At 46.1% G+C, this 20,891-nt stretch carries 21 protein-coding genes; 15 read left to right on the plus strand and 6 right to left on the minus strand.

From position 1 onward, the window contains the following. Window positions 1-102 precede the first annotated feature (102 nt). From HZS85_RS14730 to cbpA, 4 genes are all read right to left on the minus strand, one after another. Window positions 103-3,309 carry an efflux RND transporter permease subunit gene (locus HZS85_RS14730; protein WP_214856682.1) on the minus strand — a complete coding sequence of 1,069 codons (3,207 nt, stop codon included), beginning with the start codon at window positions 3,307-3,309 and terminating at the stop codon, window positions 103-105. Window positions 3,310-3,323: 14 nt separating this feature from the next. After that, a complete protein-coding gene (locus tag HZS85_RS14735; RefSeq protein WP_214856683.1) occupies window positions 3,324-3,881 on the minus strand; it encodes a TetR/AcrR family transcriptional regulator in 558 nt (185 codons plus the stop codon). A gap of 170 nt (window positions 3,882-4,051) precedes the next feature. After that, complete coding sequence (locus HZS85_RS14740) at window positions 4,052-4,822, minus strand: pyrroline-5-carboxylate reductase family protein (RefSeq protein ID WP_214856684.1); 771 nt, start codon at window positions 4,820-4,822, stop codon at window positions 4,052-4,054. A gap of 59 nt (window positions 4,823-4,881) precedes the next feature. Beyond that, the gene (cbpA, locus tag HZS85_RS14745; protein ID WP_035412021.1) at window positions 4,882-5,520 is read right to left on the minus strand and encodes a cyclic di-AMP binding protein CbpA; all 639 of its coding nucleotides are present in this window, start codon (window positions 5,518-5,520) and stop codon (window positions 4,882-4,884) included. A 341-nt stretch (window positions 5,521-5,861) separates the two neighbouring features. Here cbpA and HZS85_RS14750 point away from each other — a divergent pair, with 341 nt between their 5' ends. From HZS85_RS14750 to queF, 9 genes are all read left to right on the plus strand, one after another. Continuing rightward, on the plus strand, window positions 5,862-6,479 hold the full coding sequence (locus HZS85_RS14750) for a DUF47 domain-containing protein (protein WP_035412018.1): 618 nt from the start codon (window positions 5,862-5,864) through the stop codon (window positions 6,477-6,479). 16 nt (window positions 6,480-6,495) lie between these two features. Further along, window positions 6,496-7,500: an inorganic phosphate transporter gene (locus HZS85_RS14755; RefSeq protein ID WP_035412015.1), complete on the plus strand. Its 1,005-nt coding sequence runs from the start codon at window positions 6,496-6,498 to the stop codon at window positions 7,498-7,500. Window positions 7,501-7,631: 131 nt separating this feature from the next. Next, window positions 7,632-8,447 (plus strand): pyridoxine/pyridoxal/pyridoxamine kinase, encoded by an 816-nt coding sequence (gene pdxK, locus HZS85_RS14760; RefSeq protein WP_214856685.1) that lies wholly within the window; start codon window positions 7,632-7,634, stop codon window positions 8,445-8,447. A 61-nt stretch (window positions 8,448-8,508) separates the two neighbouring features. Then, the gene (locus HZS85_RS14765; protein WP_029342921.1) at window positions 8,509-8,877 is read left to right on the plus strand and encodes a YojF family protein; all 369 of its coding nucleotides are present in this window, start codon (window positions 8,509-8,511) and stop codon (window positions 8,875-8,877) included. Beyond that, window positions 8,874-9,524, plus strand: a complete 651-nt coding sequence (gene bshB2 / locus HZS85_RS14770; protein WP_214856686.1) for a bacillithiol biosynthesis deacetylase BshB2 — start codon at window positions 8,874-8,876, stop codon at window positions 9,522-9,524. Before HZS85_RS14765 ends, bshB2 begins: the two co-directional genes overlap by 4 nt. A gap of 171 nt (window positions 9,525-9,695) precedes the next feature. Then, window positions 9,696-10,352 carry a 7-cyano-7-deazaguanine synthase QueC gene (queC, locus tag HZS85_RS14775; protein WP_023469723.1) on the plus strand — a complete coding sequence of 219 codons (657 nt, stop codon included), beginning with the start codon at window positions 9,696-9,698 and terminating at the stop codon, window positions 10,350-10,352. Further along, window positions 10,349-10,804, plus strand: a complete 456-nt coding sequence (queD, locus tag HZS85_RS14780; RefSeq protein WP_023469724.1) for a 6-carboxytetrahydropterin synthase QueD — start codon at window positions 10,349-10,351, stop codon at window positions 10,802-10,804. The genes queC and queD overlap by 4 nt, the downstream gene beginning before the upstream one ends. Continuing rightward, complete coding sequence (gene queE / locus HZS85_RS14785) at window positions 10,801-11,517, plus strand: 7-carboxy-7-deazaguanine synthase QueE (protein ID WP_214856687.1); 717 nt, start codon at window positions 10,801-10,803, stop codon at window positions 11,515-11,517. The genes queD and queE overlap by 4 nt, the downstream gene beginning before the upstream one ends. 13 nt (window positions 11,518-11,530) lie before the next feature. After that, window positions 11,531-12,019: a preQ(1) synthase gene (gene queF / locus HZS85_RS14790; protein ID WP_035412002.1), complete on the plus strand. Its 489-nt coding sequence runs from the start codon at window positions 11,531-11,533 to the stop codon at window positions 12,017-12,019. Between the two features lie 53 nt (window positions 12,020-12,072). Here the strand turns inward: queF and HZS85_RS14795 are convergent, their stop codons facing one another. Next, window positions 12,073-12,360 carry a helix-turn-helix domain-containing protein gene (locus HZS85_RS14795; RefSeq protein ID WP_214856688.1) on the minus strand — a complete coding sequence of 96 codons (288 nt, stop codon included), beginning with the start codon at window positions 12,358-12,360 and terminating at the stop codon, window positions 12,073-12,075. A 251-nt stretch (window positions 12,361-12,611) separates the two neighbouring features. Between HZS85_RS14795 and HZS85_RS14800 the strand changes: the two genes are divergently transcribed. The 5 genes from HZS85_RS14800 to HZS85_RS14820 all read left to right on the plus strand — a co-directional run bounded on the left by HZS85_RS14800 (window position 12,612) and on the right by HZS85_RS14820 (window position 18,642). Continuing rightward, on the plus strand, window positions 12,612-14,279 hold the full coding sequence (locus tag HZS85_RS14800) for a PTS transporter subunit IIBC (RefSeq protein ID WP_214856689.1): 1,668 nt from the start codon (window positions 12,612-12,614) through the stop codon (window positions 14,277-14,279). 86 nt (window positions 14,280-14,365) lie between these two features. Continuing rightward, window positions 14,366-15,169, plus strand: a complete 804-nt coding sequence (locus tag HZS85_RS14805; protein ID WP_214856691.1) for an endonuclease/exonuclease/phosphatase family protein — start codon at window positions 14,366-14,368, stop codon at window positions 15,167-15,169. Between the two features lie 169 nt (window positions 15,170-15,338). After that, entirely contained in the window at window positions 15,339-16,751 is a 1,413-nt protein-coding gene (locus tag HZS85_RS14810) for a sucrose-specific PTS transporter subunit IIBC (RefSeq protein ID WP_214856692.1), read from the plus strand. Between the two features lie 126 nt (window positions 16,752-16,877). After that, window positions 16,878-17,720 carry a PRD domain-containing protein gene (locus tag HZS85_RS14815; protein WP_231681717.1) on the plus strand — a complete coding sequence of 281 codons (843 nt, stop codon included), beginning with the start codon at window positions 16,878-16,880 and terminating at the stop codon, window positions 17,718-17,720. Then, window positions 17,707-18,642, plus strand: a complete 936-nt coding sequence (locus HZS85_RS14820) for a carbohydrate kinase family protein (RefSeq protein WP_214856693.1) — start codon at window positions 17,707-17,709, stop codon at window positions 18,640-18,642. The genes HZS85_RS14815 and HZS85_RS14820 overlap by 14 nt, the downstream gene beginning before the upstream one ends. 87 nt (window positions 18,643-18,729) lie before the next feature. Here HZS85_RS14820 and HZS85_RS14825 read toward each other — a convergent pair whose 3' ends face one another. Beyond that, window positions 18,730-19,425, minus strand: a complete 696-nt coding sequence (locus HZS85_RS14825; RefSeq protein WP_214856694.1) for an alpha/beta hydrolase — start codon at window positions 19,423-19,425, stop codon at window positions 18,730-18,732. A 158-nt stretch (window positions 19,426-19,583) separates the two neighbouring features. Between HZS85_RS14825 and HZS85_RS14830 the strand changes: the two genes are divergently transcribed. After that, the gene (locus HZS85_RS14830; RefSeq protein ID WP_023469734.1) at window positions 19,584-20,855 is read left to right on the plus strand and encodes a purine/pyrimidine permease; all 1,272 of its coding nucleotides are present in this window, start codon (window positions 19,584-19,586) and stop codon (window positions 20,853-20,855) included. Window positions 20,856-20,891 lie beyond the last annotated feature (36 nt).

The following is a 20,891-nucleotide window of genomic DNA, read 5'->3' on the forward strand; positions in this document are numbered from 1 at the left end:
TTCTTGTAATACTTTTGTAACAAAACAAAAAAACAGATATGCAGAATGGCTTATTCTCGCCATTTCTGCATATCTGTCCGTTTTAGTGATTTAATCGTTTTTTCAAGAATCAATTGACTTCTTTTTACGGAAACGTGCTAAGAATTCATAGACGATCGGCACGATAAGGAGTGTCAACAATGTCGAACTTGTAAGTCCACCGATGACCGTCACGCCTAATCCTTTTGAAATTAATGCGCCGCCTTCGAGTCCAAGCGCGAGTGGTGCAAGGGCACCGATCGTCGCAAGGGCTGTCATCAAGATTGGACGTAAACGTGTACCTGCTGCATCGAGTAGTGCTTGACGCGTCGATAAACCTTCTGCTTCTTTATGAATGACACGGTCGATCAAGACGATCGCATTTGTCACGACGATCCCAATCAACATCAAGGCACCGATTAAGGACGATACAGAAATCGTCTCGCCTGTAATCAGAAGTGCAACGAGCCCACCGATGATTGCGAACGGAAGTGAGAACAAGATGACGAGTGGCGTCAATGCTCCTCCGAACGTAATGACAAGGACGAGATAGACGATGGCTACAGCTGCTGCCATTGCTAGACCAAGTTGTGTGAACGATTCTTGGATCTGTTCAGTAACTCCGCCTTGCTCATACGAGACGCCTGTCGGACGATCAATGTTTTTAACGGACTTTTCAATCGCTTGAGAAGCCTCTGTTGCTTTATCCGTTTTTAGTTCTGCTGTCACGGTAGCGACGAGTTTTCCATCACGTTCGTTGAGCGAATCAGGAGTCGTTCCTTTTTTCACTTCAACAAAATCGGACAGTTTACGAACGCCAAGCGGTGTCACAACATCCGTCTCTTCCAAATCTTGAACGGAATCGTATGTCGTTTGTTCGTTTGGAACGATGACATCGAGTTCCTTCCCATCTACCTTAATAGTAGAAAGTGGTTTTTCTTCTCCTTGGACATTCGCAATGCCTTGCGCAAGTTGTGCTGTTGAAACGCCGAATTCAGCCGCTTTTTGCTGATCGACTTCGAACGTATATTGCGTATACGCTTCTTTTAAATCTGTCGTTACTTTTCGAACATATTTCGTTTCGCCTTCGATCGCATCAACGAATTTCGGTGTTACTGCTTCTAAATCTTCAATATTATTCGCGAAGATCGAATACGAGACGCCTGACGAAGCTGCGCCACCACTAAAGTCTTGCTCTTTCCATTCTCCTGTCGGAATGTCAGCATTCAGCTGTTTGATGGCTGTCTGTTTAACATCTGCGAAATCTTCCGTGTCTGGATCGTATTGGACGATGAAGACACCTTGTTTCGTATTCCCTGGATTCAATGGATTTTCTCCACCGACGGTAAACTGAAGATTATCGATATTTTTTTGTTTGTTGAAATAATCTTCTGCTTGATCAGCTGCTTTTAACGAATCATCCAACGTTTGACCTGGTTTTGGATTGTAAGTGACGTAGAGTGTCTTTTCTCCTTCTTGATTCAAGAAGTTGACACCAATCGTTGGTACGAGAGCAAAACTACCGATCAAAAGCAAGACTGAAAGACCAAAGACGATGAGTTTATGATTAAGAGACCAATTCAGCATACGGCGATACCCATTCGCCAACTTTCCGCCCTCTTCTTTTTCCGGTTTTGGTGCTTTACCACGCTTAAAGAGCGAATCCGCGAACATCGGAACGACCGTAACCGCAACGATCAAGGACGCGAACAGTGCAAAGACGACTGTCAAAGCGAATGGTAAGAACAGCTCACCAACGAATCCCGTAACGAATCCGAGTGGTAAGAAGACCGCGATCGTAACGATTGTCGACGAAGCGATTGGAATGAAAACCTCTCGTGTTGCACTGATGATCAGTTCTTTTCCTTTTAACTTTTCCGTCGGATCCGTCAAACGACGATAAATATTTTCGATGACGACGATGGAATCATCAACGACTCGACCAATCGCGACCGTCATCGCTCCGAGTGTCATGATGTTCAAGGAAATATCCATTTGCTTCAAGACAAGAATTGCCATCAGAAGGGATAACGGAATCGAAATAACAGCAATGATCGTTGATTTAATGTTTCGTAAGAACAGCAAGATGATGACAATCGCAAATAACGCACCAATCAATGCTTTACTGATCATCGTCGAAACGGATTCCTCAATTGGTTTACCTTGATCAAGTGTCACAGATGCATTGACCGAACCGTTTTCTTTTTCGAAGTCTTTGATCGTCTGCTTGACTGCATTGACGACATCGACTGTATTCGCATCTTGCGACTTTGTTACTTGAACACCAATCGATCGTTCACCATTCGAACGCGAGATCGATTCCTCGATCCCTTTATCCTCAATCGTCGCAACTTGCGACAACGTGACAGTTGGTACTTGCGTTGGCGCCGTCTGTGTTGCCTGACTGGACGTTGCGCCTGTCGCTGTTGTCGTTTGGGATGCCGCAGGGGCTGACGATGGAGCTTGTCCTGCTTGTCCTGCTTGTCCTGCTTGTCCTGCTTGTCCTGCTTGTCCTGCTTGTCCTGCTTCAGGAGTATTCGATACTGGCGGCGTATATGGAAGACGAAGATCTTTTAATTCCTTGACCGTCGTTGCTTTTCCATCTAATACGACTGCTTGTTCCTTATCTCCCAACTCGTACAAGCCAAGCGCTAAACGGGAATCATTAGCTTGAATTAATTGTTTCGCATTCTCTTCGGTTAGACCGTAACGTTCGAGTTTTTTCTCATCGAAGCGAATTTCGATCCGGCGAATCTCTTGACCCGCGACTTGAACCGTCTGCGCCCCTTCGATTCCTTCAAGCTTTGGTTGAAGTTCGTTTTCAACGAGTTTCGTCAATTCAGATAGGGATCGTTCCTTGTCTGAGACAGCGAATCCGATGACTGGAAATGCATCAAAGGAAATCCGTGATACTTGTGGATCCTGAACACCTTCTGGTAGTTCTACGTTTGAAAGAGCTTCTTTTACTTTTTGCTCGGCTTCTTCCATATTCGTACTGAAGTTATAGTCGATTTGTAGGTTCGATGCATTTTGGAAGGACGTCGAACGTACAGTATCGACTCCTGACAAATTTTCAACCTTACTTTCAAGTTCTCGACTGACTTCATCTAGAACTTGTTCTGGTGTAGCACCTGGATAAATCGTCGTCACCGACACGGTCGGTGTCGTGATGTCTGGCAATGTCTCGAGCTTCATCGATGTTCCCGCATAAATACCGGCAACCGTGATGATGATCGTCATGAGCCAGAGGGCAAACTTATTGTTCACCGAAAACTGGATGATCTTTTTCATCGTATGATTCTCCCTCACTCTTCAATTTGTTTATCTAGTCGTCGTGCACGTTCTATTAATTGCTGAATTAATCGTTGTCGCACATCTGGAGACGGTGCGCCAAACTGAAAATGCTCCGACAATTTCAAACCGTCTAATATAAAGCGAATCGATAACACTTCAACCGGATCCATCTGTTCTGTCAGTTGGCGGAAGAACTGCTCCGCTTGTCGCTTTCGTTCCTCGACGAACGTCGCATGATCCTTTAATAAGGACAACAAGTAAAGAAGCGCATCCATGTCGAGATGGAACTCCTCTTGTTGCTGGATTTGCAACGTCACGAACGCTTCCATCGGTCCCATCGTCAACTGATGCTGTTCATATAGTTCAAATTGTCGTGCTTCTTGCGCCTCGATGACCCCCATTAATAATGCTTCCTTCGAAGCAAAATGATACAATAGTCCACCTTTTGAGACATTTGCTTGTTTCGCTACTTCTTCAAGCGTCAATTGGGTGAATCCTTGTTGCAAAATAATCGTCGTCGTTGCTTCAAGAATCCGACGACGAGTCTCTTGCGCTTTTGCACTAGCCAAAAGCCTCCCCCTTTTCCTATCTATTTTACTGTACCGTCTGGACGGTTTCTTTTTATAGTGTACGGATTCTCATTTCGAGATGCAATCGCTTTGCTTATGTTTCACGTGAAACTTTCGTGAACGAAAAAAACGCTTACGCATTTTATTATACGTAAGCGTTCTGAAGTGGATTATTCGTTTGCTTCACGTGCACTCTCTCGTAGCGCCGCTTGCATCGTTTCGAACAGGTGCCGCTCCCGTAACACTTGGACACCACGATCCGTCGGTCCACCAGGTGCTGCAACGTCAGCAATGAGACGATCTGTGCTCTCATTAGAACGCATGAGAATCTCTGCTGAACCTTTCATCGCTTGAGCAACGATTCGACGTGCATTTCCCTCTTCAAAACCGGCATCCGTCAAAACTGGTACCATACCAGCTACGATTTCATAGAAGAATGCTGGACTACATCCAGCTGCCGCCATGAACGCTGGCATCGTTGTTTCATTTGCCTCCGCGATTTCTCCGACACGTTCAAATAATGCCTCGACTACACTTCGGATCTCTTCGTTCACGCGTGAGCCGAACCATAGTCCAGTCATTCCTAATCGATGGGCAACGGGTGTATTCGGCATGACAGCAACTGTCGGACGTTCTGTTAACCGTTCGATTTCGTTCGGTGTAATGTGAGCCGCAATCGAAACGATCGTTTGATGCGTCCATTGTTGGTTTGCTACGTAGGCAAGTACACCATCGGGTTGCATGCCAAGAATGACGACATCATATAAGGAGACATCTTCTTGCTCGACCGTTTGAATGCCGTGTCGCGCCGCGACTTCCGTCAAGCGTGCTCCACCACTGCGATTCGTCATCGTAATGTCCTCACGCTTAAATCCAGAAGCGACCCACCCTTGAACGAGCGCCTCACTCATCGCACCTGCTCCTACTACTAATAGTTTCATCGTCTATCCTTCCTTTCCCTCAAAAAAAGACCAGTCATGACTGGTCTTATGCGGGTCCATTATACACGAACAGCTAAATCTTCAACAGCGACGACACGAAGACCCTTGTCGTCAAGTTTCTTCACGATTTTTTTCTTCGTCTTCTCGTCACAATCCGTTGGTAACGTAATTAATACGCGACGCATGACACTACTCTTTGCATCGAGAGTCATCAGACTCGCCACCGTTGAATATTTGTTAACGATCTTCGAAATTTTCTCGAGCGCCCCTTTTTGTTCACTTAAGGCTACCGTTAAGACGTAACTTCCCGAATCACGATTCCACGCTTCCTCAAGCATTCCAAGCATCTTCCCGTGCGGTAAGATACCGAAAAAATGACCGTCGTCATTTAAGACCGCAATATACGGTAATTCCTTAATTGAGAAGAAGACTTCAAAGAAATTACTTCCTGTATAGATGTATTTGGATGTATTCTTAATCAGCGACATGACATTGTCGTCTAAACTGCCACCATTCATCCCATGACGATAAATGTGCATCTTATAGATATTCCCCTTGAAATCCTGTCCTGTCTGACTAAGAACCGGGACACATCGGTATCCGGTTTTTTCAAGCGTGTCAAGCGCTTCACGGATCGTCGCTGTTTCGGAAATCGTGACACATTGGTGCTTCGGGATACATAAACTTTGAACGAGCATAATAAAATCCTCCTCTTTTACCTAATTACGCAGACTTAATCATATCATTCGATTTTCATACGCCATATCCTCTTTTCCCACTTCTGATGCGCTTTTATTCTTACAATCACAAGACATTCGCTTGTAATCACAACGCAATCCAACCTATTTCAATTAAGTACACATGTAATCTCCTATTGTCAGATAATTTATTAAATCTACAATCACCTTCATATTAAGATTTATTAAGATTTCGTAAAGACGCTTCATAAATGTATTCTTTTACAATACCGTCTGCTACAATCGAACTCGTGAAGTTGCTTCACTATTCTATTCTTGTTCTTAATATGGAGGCAGAAGAAATGTTTAGTAAAAAACAAGATCCATTCGCAGTTAAATTATCAGAAATCGCAGGACACTTAAAAACGACTTCGCAATTCTTCGTTGACTTTAAAATCAACGGCATCGCGGATGTAAAAGAATTTGCACATAAAGTAAAAGACTTCGAAACAGCTGGGGACGATTTGATGCATCAGTTGATCATCGACTTGAACAACGCGTTCATCACGCCAATCGATCGCGAAGACTTACTCGCACTCGCTAACGCACTCGATGACGTCTTAGATGGCTTTGAAGAATGTTCTGCTATTTTCGAAATCTACAATATCGTTCAAGCAGACGAGCACATGATTAAGTTCGTTGATGAAATCAACATCGCTGTTTCAGAACTCGCAACGTCAATGGATCTTCTTGTTGCACGTAAATTGCAACCGATGCGTGAACATGTCATTAAAATCAAAGAACAAGAGACGATTTGTGACAACTTACGCCGTAAATCAATCAAAGCATTGTTCGCAACAGAAACAGATCCAATTAAAATCATTCAATACAAAGAAATCTATGAATCGCTCGAATCAATCGCGGACTACTGCCAAGACGCAGCTAACGTCATTGAAACGATCATCATGAAAAACGCTTAAGTGAGGAGCTAACGAGATGGATAGCCTGTTTATCATCACCGCCATAATCGTGATTCTCGCACTTAGCTTCGACTTCATCAACGGTTTCCACGATACAGCGAACTCAATCGCGACTGCTGTATCGACTCGCGCTTTGAAACCACGCCATGCCATCATTTTGGCTGCATCGATGAACTTCCTAGGTGCAATCACATTCACTGGAGTCGCAAAAACGATCTCTGGTGACATCGTTGACCCGTCAACACTTGAACACGGGAGCTATGTCGTCATCGCTGCCTTGATTTCAGCCATTGCTTGGAATCTCTTGACTTGGTACTTTGGTATTCCGTCAAGTTCGTCGCATACACTGATTGGTTCGATTGCTGGTGCAGCTGTTGCCTCTGTTGGATTTGGTGGCATCGAAGCAAAAGGGTTCTTGAAAATCGTTGAAGCTTTGCTGATTTCACCAGTACTCGCCTTCACACTCGGTTTCATCGTATATGCAGTCTTTAAAATCATCTTCAAAAAAGGAAATTTGGCGAAAACGAATCGTCGCTTCCGCCACGTCCAAATCGCAACTGCTGCATTACAATCGTACACACACGGTACGAATGATGCGCAAAAAGCGATGGGGATCATCACACTCGCTTTGATTTCGTCTGGTTTCCAAACGGATCACGAAGTTGCCACTTGGGTTAAACTTTCCTGTGCGATCGCAATGGGTCTCGGAACATCTGTCGGTGGATGGCGCATCATCAAAACCGTCGGTGGTCAAATCATGAAAATCCGTCCAGTCAATGGGGTTGCAGCTGACTTAACATCAGCAGCGATCATCTTTGGAGCGACAGCGATTCATCTTCCGGTTTCGACGACACACGTCATCTCTTCTGCCATCTTGGGTGTAGGTACATCACACCGTAAGAAAGGTGTCAAGTGGGGAACAGCGCAACGCATGCTTATCACATGGGTCATCACATTGCCGATTTCAATGGCTTTAGCTGCTATGATCTACTATATTCTCGACTTCTTATTCATTAAATAAGTACTTGCCCCGCCTACTCAAAAGAGGTGGGGTTTTGTGTACGTCAGAAGCGTCGACAGTTGTTGTTTTTCCCATAATTCGCTATGATGAAGAACAAGAAGGATTGTCTATTTCTTTAGGAGGAATGCCCCATGACAAAACGTAAAGCCTTAACGATTGCTGGTTCCGACACGAGTGGTGGAGCTGGCATTCAAGCTGATTTAAAGACGTTCCAAGAACTTGGCGTCTACGGAATGAATGCCTTGACGGTCATCGTCGCTCAAGATCCTGATCATTCTTGGCATCATGCGGTTTACCCAATCGACACAGAACTCGTCCGGACACAAATCCACACGGTCCTTGGAGGTATTGGTGTTGATGCGATGAAGACGGGAATGCTCCCGACTGTCGAAATCATTGAAGCCGTTGCCGAAAAAATCAAATCATCCGGCGTCCAAAACGTCGTCATCGATCCTGTTATGGTCTGTAAAGGCGAGGATGAGGTGCTAAACCCTGATACAGCGAACGCACTTCGTGATGTCTTGACACCACTTGCGACAGTCGTCACACCGAACGTCTTTGAAGCAGGTCAATTATCGGGTCTTGGTAAAACGCCAGCAACGATAGACGAAATGAAACTTGCAGCAGCGCGGATTCATGAAAAAGGTGCGCAATACGTTCTTGTTAAAGGTGGCAGTAAGATTGACCATCCACAAGCAGTTGACGTGCTTTATGACGGAAAAGAGTTTATCCTGATTGAGGACGAACGAATCGAGACACCGTACACGCACGGTGCCGGCTGCACGTACTCTGCAGCAATCACGGCCGAACTCGCAAAAGGTGCATCGGTAGAAGCTGCTGTCCGTACAGCAAAATCTTTCATCACTTCCGCGATTCGTCATTCATTCCGTTTGAATGAATACGTCGGACCAACTGATCACGCTGCACATCGTACAGTCAAGTCTTGATCCGCTTAAGAAGTCCGCGATATCCGCGGACTTCTTTCTGTATAGGAGAGGAGAAAAGTTTATGCAAGCCATTGATTTACAAGAAATACAGCGTTATATCGACGAACATGCGAATACACCGTTATACGTACACGTTGAGACGACGAACGGTGCCTATGCGACGCACCAAGATCCAACTTTCCATAGCGCAGGGATGTTTTTCCGTAATGCGGAAATCACTTACGAACGTGGTCTGATCACAGGAAACGGACCTTACCGGATCGGTTTGAAACTTGCCCACGGCTGGTTATACGGTGAAGGATTGACTGACTTCGAATTTGCTGGCGATCAATTGTTGATTGCCGGTCACGATATCGAAGGACGTCTTGCGATTGCTTTTGAACTTAGCCCGACACCATTCGCTCAAGGTGCAGAGGAGGTAGACGCATGACACACGAAGATCATTTACTCGTCGTCTTCCCTCACCCGGATGACGAAGCCTTCAGTTCTGCTGGTACGATCATCGAGCACGCAGAAAATCGTGGTCCTGTCACATATGCTTGTTTGACGCTCGGTGAGATGGGCCGTAACATGGGACGCCCTGTCTTTACGAACCGGGAACAGCTCGCAACGATTCGCAAACGTGAGTTGATCGATGCAGCTGAAAAAATGAAGATTTCGGATCTCCAAATGTGGGGACTTCGCGATAAGACCGTTGAATTCGAGGATGAAGCGGCACTTGCTGACCGTATCCTTACCTTGATTCAACAGACGCGCCCGACTCGCTTGATTTCATTTTATCCGGGTTACGCGGTCCATCCCGATCACGAAGCGACAGCTCGCGCCGTCGTTCGTGCCCTTCGGATGATGGATCCTGCCGATCGCCCTGAGTTCCTTGCGGTCGCTTTTGCGAACAATACGAAAGAAGAGCTTGGAGAAGGAACATTCATTCACGATGTCAGTGCCTATACGGATCAAAAGATCAAGGCACTCGAAGCACACGCTTCACAAACAGGTGGTTTGATGAAAGTCATCTCGGAAGACTCGAACATCCGTGACCTGCTCGTCAAAGAACGCTATTACCACTATCCGCTGTAATTTCCTATTAAGAGATGCCGATCGTCCGAGCGACAATCAGCATCTCTTTTTTGGCCTTCATTAGAAAACGTCGACTTTTTTGACGGCTTCTGCTAGTGTGAATAGTTGAGACTACGTCTCCGGAGTTCGTAACCTCCTCCGTTATAAAAACTAGGAATGGAAGTGTACATTATGAAAAACGAACGTGCTCTTGTCGTCTTTAGTGGCGGTCAAGACTCGACGACTTGTCTGTTTCAAGCATTGAAACAGTATGAAGAAGTCGAAGTCGTGACGTTTAATTACGGACAACGTCATGCACAAGAACTCGAAGTCGCACGCGACATCGCCTCTGAGCTCGGTGTCAAACACCATGAGCTTGATCTCTCTCTTCTCAGTCAACTAACGAGTAACGCCTTGACTGACCACAGCCAAACCATCACGACGAATGAAGATGGTCTCCCTTCTACTTTCGTAGATGGACGAAACCACCTGTTTCTTTCGTTCGCAGCCGTCCTCGCGAAAGGACGCGGAATCCGTCATATCGTCACTGGCGTATGTGAAACGGACTTTTCTGGTTACCCAGACTGCCGTGATGCCTTCATCAAGTCACTGAACGTGACATTGAACCTTGCAATGGACTATCCATTCGTACTGCACACGCCACTCATGTGGCTCGACAAAAAAGAAACGTGGGCGCTTGCCGACTCGCTCGGTGCGTTTGATTTCGTTCGAAATCGCACGTTGACGTGTTACAACGGCGTCATTGGAGATGGTTGCGGCGAATGCCCGGCCTGTGAATTACGAAAAAATGGATTAGATGCATACATCAAGGAGGTTCAACACACATGACATTCAATTACGAAGCACCTGAAACGGTCGAGCGCCCGACTGGCGACTCGCTTATCTATACGAAATCTCGCGTCATGATCGTCAAAAAATTAACGTTTGACGCAGCGCACCACCTATATGATTACGATGGAAAATGCCGTGCGCTTCATGGTCATACGTACCATGTCGATATGGGCATCAGTGGTTTTCTTGATCACCGCGGTATGACACTTGATTTTGGTGATCTTAAGAAAATCTTTAAAACACATCTCGAACCACTTCTCGATCACCGTTATTTAAATGAATCATTACCATACATGAATACAACAGCTGAAAACATGGCGGCGTGGATTTTTGAGACGCTCGGTCAACACCTTCCAGACGAACGTGGACTTCGTGTCGAATTCGTCAAACTCTATGAGACGCCGACTGCTTTTGCTGAAGTCCGTCGTGAGTGGATGAACGAAGCATGAGTGCCTTAACGAAAACGCCAAAAATTCCGGTTCTCGAGATTTTCGGACCAACGTTCCAAGGGGAAGGACGATCAATCGGTCAAAAGACGATGTTCGTCCGAACTGGTGGCTGCGACTATTCCTGTTCGTGGTGTGACTCCGCCTTCACATGGGATGGTTCTGAAAAACCCGAACTCTTGACGGCAGAGACGATCATGGAACGCCTCGATGCACTCGGCTCTTACGGACATGTCACGATTTCCGGTGGGAACCCGTTACTTCATGCTTCGATCGGTACGCTGGTTGAGGCATTAAAAGAACGAAACATCACGATGTCGGTTGAGACACAAGGTTCTTACTGGCAAAATTGGTTGCTTGATATCGATGACGTCACACTCAGTCCTAAACCCCCTTCAAGTGGCATGAAGATTGATTTTGATCGTTTGGATGTTTTTTTCAAGCGTCTACCGGAACAACAGCGTGCCGTTAAAATCGTCATCTTTGATGAGGCAGATCTCGACTTCGCGGCGATGATTTCAGAGCGATATGCCTTAAAAACGCTCTATCTATCACTTGGAAATCCGGATCCGCACGAAGAAGGAACGATCGCCCCACGGATGTTACACGATCTAAAAACACTTTGGGAACGCGTCGCCCGTGATGAACGCTTTAATCACGCGCGTGTTCTACCACAATTACATGCCCTCGTTTTTGCAAACGACCGTGGCGTTTAAGGAGAAATGATTCATGCGACCTGAAGACTTAAACGATTTGTCATTACTCGGCCAAAAAGCCGTACCTTATATTTTCGAATACCAACCAGAAGTACTCGAAGCGTTTCCGAACCGCCATCCGGAAAATGATTACTTCGTGAAATTCAATGCACCAGAATTTACGAGCCTTTGCCCGATTACGAATCAACCGGACTTCGCGACAATCTACATTTCGTATATCCCGGATGAAAAACTCGTCGAATCGAAATCACTTAAATTGTATCTATTCAGCTTCCGTAATCACGGTGATTTCCACGAGAACTGCATCAACGTCATCGGGAAAGATCTCGTGAAATTGATGGAACCGCGTTACCTCGAAGTGTGGGGGAAATTTACGCCACGTGGTGGAATTTCGATTGACCCGTACTACAACTACGGAAAACCTGGTACAAAATATGAACGAATGGCAGAACATCGTCTATTCAATCACGATCTCTATCCTGAGACTGTCGATAATCGTTAAACGCTCAAAAGAGGAACAGTGGACTTTTCCACCGTTCCTCTTTTTCATACCTATTAACTCGATGGGATGTCGATCAAGGTCGTACGATCGTGCTGACCGATGACTTCAGATGACCAAATATAAATATGCCGTAACAAATGATCCGAAGTAATCTGCAAAGCACGGACCAGCCGCTCAATCATCGAAAAAGACGGATCCACAATGCTATTTTCGATACATCGAATCACCTCAGGTGTCATTTTAGTCAATTCAGCTAATGTATGCTGATCTAACTGATGACGTTCTCGTAATGTACGAATCCGCTGACCGTACTGCCCGATCGGTTGAATCCCTTCTTTCATCCGCCCAACATCTTTTCTTTTTGAAACCAAACAACGTTCACTGTAGTCTTATTCCCACTTTTTTTAAATCTGAATACCTTTCCGAACTATCAATTTTTAATCAAAATAAAATTTAAATATTTTTCTTATAAAACACTAGCTTTTTAAAAAGTTATCGCTTACAATTCTATATGCAAACGGTTGCATTAATCGCTTACATTATTGCGCTGTTCTTACACACATATTAGAGAAAAAGAGATAAAAAGGAGTGAATGATCTTGAAAAATGCTATTTCGTTCGATTTTTGGCAAAAACTCGGTAAAGCCTTGATGGTCGTCATCGCGGTTATGCCTGCTGCAGGAATCATGATCTCGGTCGGGAAACTGATCGGCATGTATGGAGGCGATATCGCGTTAATGCAAACGATTGCTCGAATCGTTGAAGATTTAGGTTGGGCCATCATTACGAACCTTCACGTCTTATTCGCCGTCGCGATTGGTGGGTCATGGGCAAAAGAACGTGCTGGTGGTGCGTTCGCAGCGTTACTCGCCTTCATTTTGATCAACCGCGTCACAGGAGCTATCTTCGGCGTCAACACTGACATGATCGCGGATCCAAAAGCAACGGTCGATTCATTGCTTGGTTCTGAGCTCATCGTAAAAGATTATTTCACTTCAGTTTTAGGGGCACCGGCTCTCAACATGGGAGTATTCGTCGGAATCATCTCTGGTTTCCTTGGTGCCGTTCTCTTTAATAAATTTTATAACTTCAGTAAATTGCCAGATGCGCTTGCCTTCTTTAACGGAAAGCGTTTTGTTCCATTCGTCGTCATCGGTGGATCAGTCGTTGCAGCATTCGCCTTATCACTCGTTTGGCCGTTCGTTCAAGGCTTATTGAATGACTTCGGTCGCTGGATTGCCTCTTCACGTGATTCTGCACCGATCATTGCACCGTTCGTATACGGTACACTCGAGCGTCTATTACTTCCGTTCGGTCTTCATCACATGTTGACTGTCCCGATGAATTACACGGAACTCGGTGGAACGTACAAAATCCTGACAGGTGCTGCTCAAGGATCGACGGTTGCCGGTCAAGATCCGCTTTGGCTCGCTTGGATCACTGACCTTGTTAACTTAAAACAAGCCGGTAACACACAAGGATACAATGATTTGATCAACAGTGTCGTGCCTGCTCGTTTTAAAGAAGGACAAGTCGTCACATCACTTGCTTCATTGATCGGTATTGCTGTCGCAATGTATATGTCAGTTGATGAAGATAAGAAGAAAGCATACAAACCGGTCTTCTTATCTGCTGGACTTGCAGTCTTCTTGACAGGTGTCACGGAGCCAATCGAATTCATGTTCATGTTCATCGCTCCTGTTCTTTACATCATCTATGCTGTACTAACCGGTGTTGCTTTTGCACTAGCAGATGTCATGCATCTTCGGATTCACGCATTCGGTGCGATCGAACTCTTGACGCGGATTCCATTGATTGCAAAAGCTGGTTTGATTGGTGATTTAATTCGCTTCATCGGTGTCTGTGTGTTCTTCTTCTTCTTGAACTTCTTCACGTTCCGTTTCGTCATCAAGAAGTTCAACTATGCGACACCAGGTCGTAACGGGAACTATCTTGACGATATCAACGTATCGACAACTGAAGCTTCAGGTGAGGCTGCTGCGACATCATCTCCTGCCGACGGTTCGCAAGCTTCACAAATCATCGATTTGCTTGGTGGACAGCAAAACATCGAGGACGTCGATGCCTGTATGACACGTCTTCGTGTCACTGTCAAAGATCCAGCGCTTGTCGCAAAAGAAGCAGACTGGAAAGCAAACGGTGCACTTGGTCTGATCCTTAAGAACAATGGCGTGCAAGCCATCTACGGTCCAAAAGCCGATATCTTAAAATCAGATATCCAAGACCGGATCGGCGCATAAACCTGCGAGATTAGGGAACTACCTAAAGGTGAAGCTCTTTTATAAGAGTTTCACCTTTCTTATTTGAAAAATCAGGAGGACCACTCATGCGTCTACTCACACTAAACTGTCATTCATGGCAGGAAGAACAGCCACTCGAAAAATTAAACCAGATCGTTCAACAAATTCTCGCTCAAGATTATGATGTCATCGCACTACAAGAAGTGAGTCAATTGATGGACACACCGATCGTCTATGACGATGTGCGCAACGATAACTTTGCCTATTTGATCCAGCAAGCGCTAAAAGAACAAGGTCAAACCTACTCCCTCGTCTGGGATTTTGCTCATATCGGCTATGATAAGTATGAAGAAGGACTCGCTCTTTTGACGAAACATCCAATCTTAAAATCGGACAGTTATTATGTCAGCCGTAGTCAAGATACATTCGATTGGAAATCGCGAAAAATCGTCCGCGCGACGATCCAAGTCGACGGTACACCGATTACGTTCAATACATGCCATCTTGGCTGGTGGGCAGATGAAGTCGAGCCGTTCCAGGAACAATTCAACCACTTGATGGCTCGGATGGACCCACTCGAATGGACATTCTTCCTCGGTGATTTCAACAACGATGCCTTAGAACGAAATACAGGTTATGACTTTATGATGCAACGAGGATTGCACGACGTCTTCCTACTAGCTAAGGAAACGGTCGGAATTGAGACGATCAATGGCAACATCGATGGATGGGAAGACAATCAACAAGGATTGCGGATTGATCTCGTCTTATCGAATCGGAAAATTGACGTTGAACGCGTCGGTGTCGTGTTTGATGGGATTCACGGTCCCGTCGTTTCCGATCACTACGGTGTTGAGGTCGATATTCAGATTCAAAAAAATGAATATTAAGTATTGACAACGCTTTCTTTTCTCCTTTAAGATGAAATCAAATCAATAGTGCGGATTGTGACAGTACGGCTGGCAAGACCGAAATGACACCTCGTTAGGAGAGGTGTTGTTCGGTCTTGCCTTTTTTTGTCTCATTCAGCACGTTTCATGAAAAAGGAGGACTTTTCCGATGGATTATCAACAAACTGCTAAACGTGTGCTCGAACTCGTCGGCGGACGTGAGAACATCATCACTGCCGCTCACTGTGCGACACGCTTACGCCTTGTCTTGCATGACGAATCAAAGGTTGATCAAGCAGCACTTGAAGACTTAGATGGTGTCAGCGGCGCCTTCTCGAGCTCTGGTCAATATCAAATCATCTTCGGTACTGGTACCGTCAACAAGGTATTTGCTGCGTTTGCACCACTCGCTGGTGTGAAAGTCGATGGCGAGGAACCACTCGACGTTAAGAAGGCCGCCTCTCAAAAATTAAATCCGTTCGCCCGTCTTGCCCGTTCGCTCTCGAACGTCTTCGTGCCACTCATTCCAGCAATCGTCGCTGCCGGTCTCTTGATGGGATTACTCGGCATGATCAAAGCATTCGGTTGGGTTCAAGGCGATTCGCCGATCGTTCAGCTACTCGACATGTTCTCATCTTCAGCCTTCATCATCTTACCGATTCTGATCGGTTTCTCGGCAGCTCGTGAATTCGGTGCAAATCCGTATCTCGGTGCCGTCATCGGGGGAATCATGACACACCCGTCCCTCTTGAATCCATGGACACTTGGGAACAGTGATCCTGAAGTCATGAAATTCCTCGGAATGAACATCGAGTTAATCGGATACCAAGGAACGGTCTTCCCGGTTCTCTTAACTGTCTGGGTCATGGCAAAGATTGAACAACAAGTCCGGAAACGAACACCCGAGACGCTCGACTTACTCGTCACACCATTCGTTACGGTCCTCGTCACTGGTTTCCTGGCGTTGATCGTCATCGGTCCAATCGGAACGTTGCTCGGGAAAGGAATCTCATTCGTACTCGTCTTCTTCTACGAACAGTTCTCAGTCGTCGCTGGTCTCCTCTTTGGTGGACTTTACTCGACGATTGTCATCACTGGGATGCATCACAGTTTCCATGCAATCGAAGCAGGGTTACTTGCCGATAAAAGTATCGGAAAGAACTTCCTTTTACCGATCTGGTCGATGGCGAACGTCGCTCAAGGCGGTGCCGGACTTGCCGTCTACTTCTTGACAAAGAACGTCAAACTCAAAGCACTTGCCCTACCGTCTGCGTTCTCAGCCTTTCTCGGTATCACGGAACCTGTCATCTACGGCGTCAACTTACGTCTTGGAAAACCATTCATCGGCGGTGCAATCGGTGGTGCGATTGGTGGCGGTTATGTCGTCTTGACGCAAGTCGCGGCGAACGCCTACGGACTAACTGGAATCCCGATGATCGCGATCGTCGCCCCGCTCGGTGCAACGAATTTGATCAACTACCTCGTTGGATTCGTGATTGCGGTCGTCACTGCTTTTGTTTCGACTGTCGTCTTGATGCGTCTTGATGCACGTAAACAAAAAGAAACAGACATTGCTGCTTAATCCTTCATGCGACCAAACCGGGTCCACTGACTCGGTGGTCGCATTTGTCGGTTCGCAAAGCGTCTACGTTCGCTTTATAATAAAGAAAAGACTGGAAAGGAGGACGTCAGGCTGATTATTCATAAAATCCTCAACAACAATGCAGTTGTCGTTAAAGAAAATGGACAAGAACGCATCGTCATGGGACCCGGTATCGCCTTTGGAAAAAAGAAAAAAGATCCGATCCAAGCGACGAAGATCGAAAAAATGTTCATCCCTTCGTTTGAAAATGCGGAACAGTTCAAAGAGATTCTGACGACGACACCACTTGAGATCATCGACTTATCCGAACGCATCATCTCGCATGCAGAAGGTGAACTTCAGACGCCGTTTCATGACTATATTCATGTCAGTCTGACGGATCACCTCGCTCATGCCGTACGGCTAGCACGTGAACAACTCGTCGTGCATAATCGACTAGCGGAAGAGATTCGTCTTTTATATGGACCGGAGTATGCGATCGGAGAATGGGCAGTCCTTGAAATCGAACGCGCGTTACAGGTCACCCTCCCTAAAGAAGAAGCAGCGAACATCGCGCTTCACTTATATAATGCACGCCAGACTCATCCGAACATGGCAACTGCTTTGCAGACGGTGACGTTACTCAATGAACTGCGCGAACAGATTGAAGTCTTTTTTGGACAAACGATCGAGACCTCATCGATGACGTATTATCGTTTCTTCACGCATATGAAATTGGTCCTCGCCCGAATTGAACAAGGAGAAACCTTACACGACATGGATGATGTGATTTTATCTGCCGTCAAAACACGTTATGCCGAGGCTTATGCCTGTGCGAGTCAAATGGGCAATTGGCTGACTGTCGAACTCGATACACGTGTACCTGAATCAGAAATCGGCTATATGGCTTTACACATCGAACGGATTCGTCCGGATCTTGAAAGGAGTTCTACGTATGAAAATCTTTAGTTTGGGGGAAGCATTGATTGATTTGATTCCTCTTGATGCTGAAAACATGACGTTTCAAAAAAATCCTGGGGGTGCTCCTGCCAATGTCTCTGTCGGACTCGCTCGATTAGGCGCTGATAGTTATTTTCTTGGAGCTGTCGGTGATGATTCGATGGGGCATTTCTTGAAAGATACGTTACATCATTACGGTGTTCGTACCGATCATCTCGTCCATGATTCAACACAAAAGACAGGTCTTGTCCTCGTCACGAATGGGCAGGATGGCGAGCGGTCATTTGAGTTCATCAATGCGGAACGCGCTGATATGCAATTCCACGAAACACATGTCCCGGAGGATTTCACATCCGTCGATTTATTACACATCGGTTCGATCTCTTTAATCACTGGAGAATCCGTCAACGCGACACGAAAAGCCATCGCACGTGCAAAAGCACACCAAGTACCGGTTTCTTACGATCCGAACTTACGAGAGTCGTTATGGCCGAATCTTGACGAAGCACGGACGACGATTCGGTCTGTCCTACCGGATGCACAAATCGTCAAACTTGCTGAGGAAGAATTGACGTTTCTAACTGGACAAACGAATCTTGATGACGGGGCTGCTGAATTGTTAGCTGAATATCCGATTCGTCTTCTTGCCATCACGCGAGGAAGTGAAGGATCGATTCTCTATACGGATCGTGCGATGGCTGTCATCGATGCGATTACGGTCGACGCAATCGATACGACAGGAGCTGGAGATGCCTTCATGTCCGGTTTACTCTACCAGTGTGCGTTACGCGATTTTTCATTTGATTGGTCTGAAGATGAACTTCACGACATCGGTCGATTCGCTGCGATTTCAGGCGGACTTGCTGCTTCCGTCAAAGGCGCGATGGCTGCTCTGCCAACGCTCGACGAAGTCGCTCATCGCTTGAGTTGAATCGATGACTCAGTAAAAATAAGGATGGAGAGATTCCGGACTCAGTGCCGAAATCTCTCCATCCTTTTCGTTTGATTGATGAATCGATTAAGGTGTATCGATAAATCGTTTGATTTCATCTAATGACTCATCCTGTTGTTCTTTTGACGTTAACGAGCTGCTATTGTCCCCTTTTTGTCGACCGTACATACCAAAGTTCGCATGGTTCCCTTGCTTGATTTCATGGAATACCGCATCTTTTCGAACGTCCTGTTTACTTTTTTCGATATCAGCGACTGGTAAGACACCATCTCGTCCACCATAAATCGTCAACGAGGGCACATCAATCGAATCAATCGGATAGGACGCGAGGAAAACGATCCCCTTAATTTTTGGATGTTGTTCAACGATCGTGGAAGCTGCGCTTCCACCGAGCGAATGCCCGATCAGATACCATTTTTTGATTTGCGGATATTCCTCGATGATATCGAGTCCTTCGTTTGAGTCAAGCAACGCAATCCGAAACGGTAGCTTCGGGATGACGACGAAGTGCCCGTCTTTCGCTAGTTGCTTACCGTAATAACTGTAGGCCGCTGCATCGACTTTTGCCCCTTGATAAAAGATGAATCCGACATCACTCGTCTTCTTTCCAAATGTCAGTTCACGGGGTGTATCTGTCTCCACGTAAGACTTCGCTTGCGTAGAAGCATCATAGTCGAATTGTGCCCAAATCATGAAGGCAAATACGAGCAGTGCCAACAGCGCAGCAATCGTTCCAATGATTCTTATACTCCATTTTTTCATCTCATTCCCTCCCGTTACCGTTATACTCCATATTATGTGTTAAATCACATATGAAAACAAATATTAGAATTTTCAGTCATTGTAAGCATCCCTATCTCTTTTTCATGAATTGGTTTAAGATGAAACCAATATTGTTTTTTCGAAAGGAGATTCACGTTTTGCCGCGTACCCTTGTGTCTACGATTCAATGGTTTTTATTCATCATCTGTACTAACATTGCCCCGCCCCTTGCCATCGCAGCATCGTTTGAACTCTCGGGTGCCGAGACGCTTTCCTTCTTATCTCGTTGTCTATTCGTATTTGCCATCTTAAGTCTCTTTCAAGTCCTGCTCGGACACCGTCTACCAATCATGGAAGGTCCTGCTGGAATTTGGTGGGGTGTATTTGCCCTTTATTCGTCGATTGGTGTCACATTGTACGGCAGTTATTCAAACACTTTACAGTCGCTTGGATTCTTACTCCTACTCAGCGGTATCATCTGTATCGTATTGACGATGACGGGTGTCTTACGGCGCTTAGTCCCTCTTTTTACACCGCAAGTCATCGGTGTCTACATGCTACTGCTGTCGGCACAACTGTCCGGATCCGTCATGAAAGGATTGCTCAATATCGAGGATGGACGAATTCAAGTATTACCTGCCGTCATCTCGATTCTGACGGTCTTGATCTCGCTTTATTTAGAACGAAGTGATCGCTTACGCCAGTACGCTTTATTAATCACGCTACTCGTCGGTTGGAGCATGTTTGCATTGATCGGTCGTGCCGAGATGCCAAGTTTCGATGGTCCACTGTTCACTTTACCGAGTTTATTGCCGTTCGGCGGTATTCATGTCGACTGGAGCTTATTACCGACAGCTCTCATCATCTCGTTGTTGTTAATGACGAACGTCTTAGCGAACATCAAGGTCATCGAACGGATCATCAGTGCCAAGCGTGGTGAAACCGTCAAAGGACAAGTCGGAACAGCTGGTATCACGGCTGGTATCGGACAACTCTTCGCTGGTCTGTTCGGTACGGTGGGGCCTGTCGCCATTTCCGGAACGGCTGGGTTCATTGCTTCAACAGATAACACGGACCGCAAAGCGTTCGTCTATGCGAACATCACGTGTCTCTTCCTCAGTATCGTGACACCATTCGTCGGATTGATCGCTAAAATCCCCGTCGCTGTCGGTTATGCGATGGTCGCACCGATCGTTGCCGGGATGGCGATCATCGGCGTCACGGAAGCAGCCCGCGACTTGAATCGTCAAACGGCGATGATCACGGTCGGTCTCCCGGTCCTCGTCGGCATCGGTGCGTTGTTACTACCGAAAGGAGCAACGGCCGATTTACCGCCACTCGTGACGACCCTGATGTCAAACGGTCTCGTCCTCGGAACATTGGTCGCCTTGCTCGCAGAAGGGTTACGCCATATCCGGACGAATGATTAATAAAAAGACGCTTTCTCGATCGAGAAAGCGTCTTTT

Origin of the sequence: Exiguobacterium sp. s130, assembly GCF_018619055.1 — a bacterium.
GTDB lineage: Bacteria > Bacillota > Bacilli > Exiguobacteriales > Exiguobacteriaceae > Exiguobacterium_A.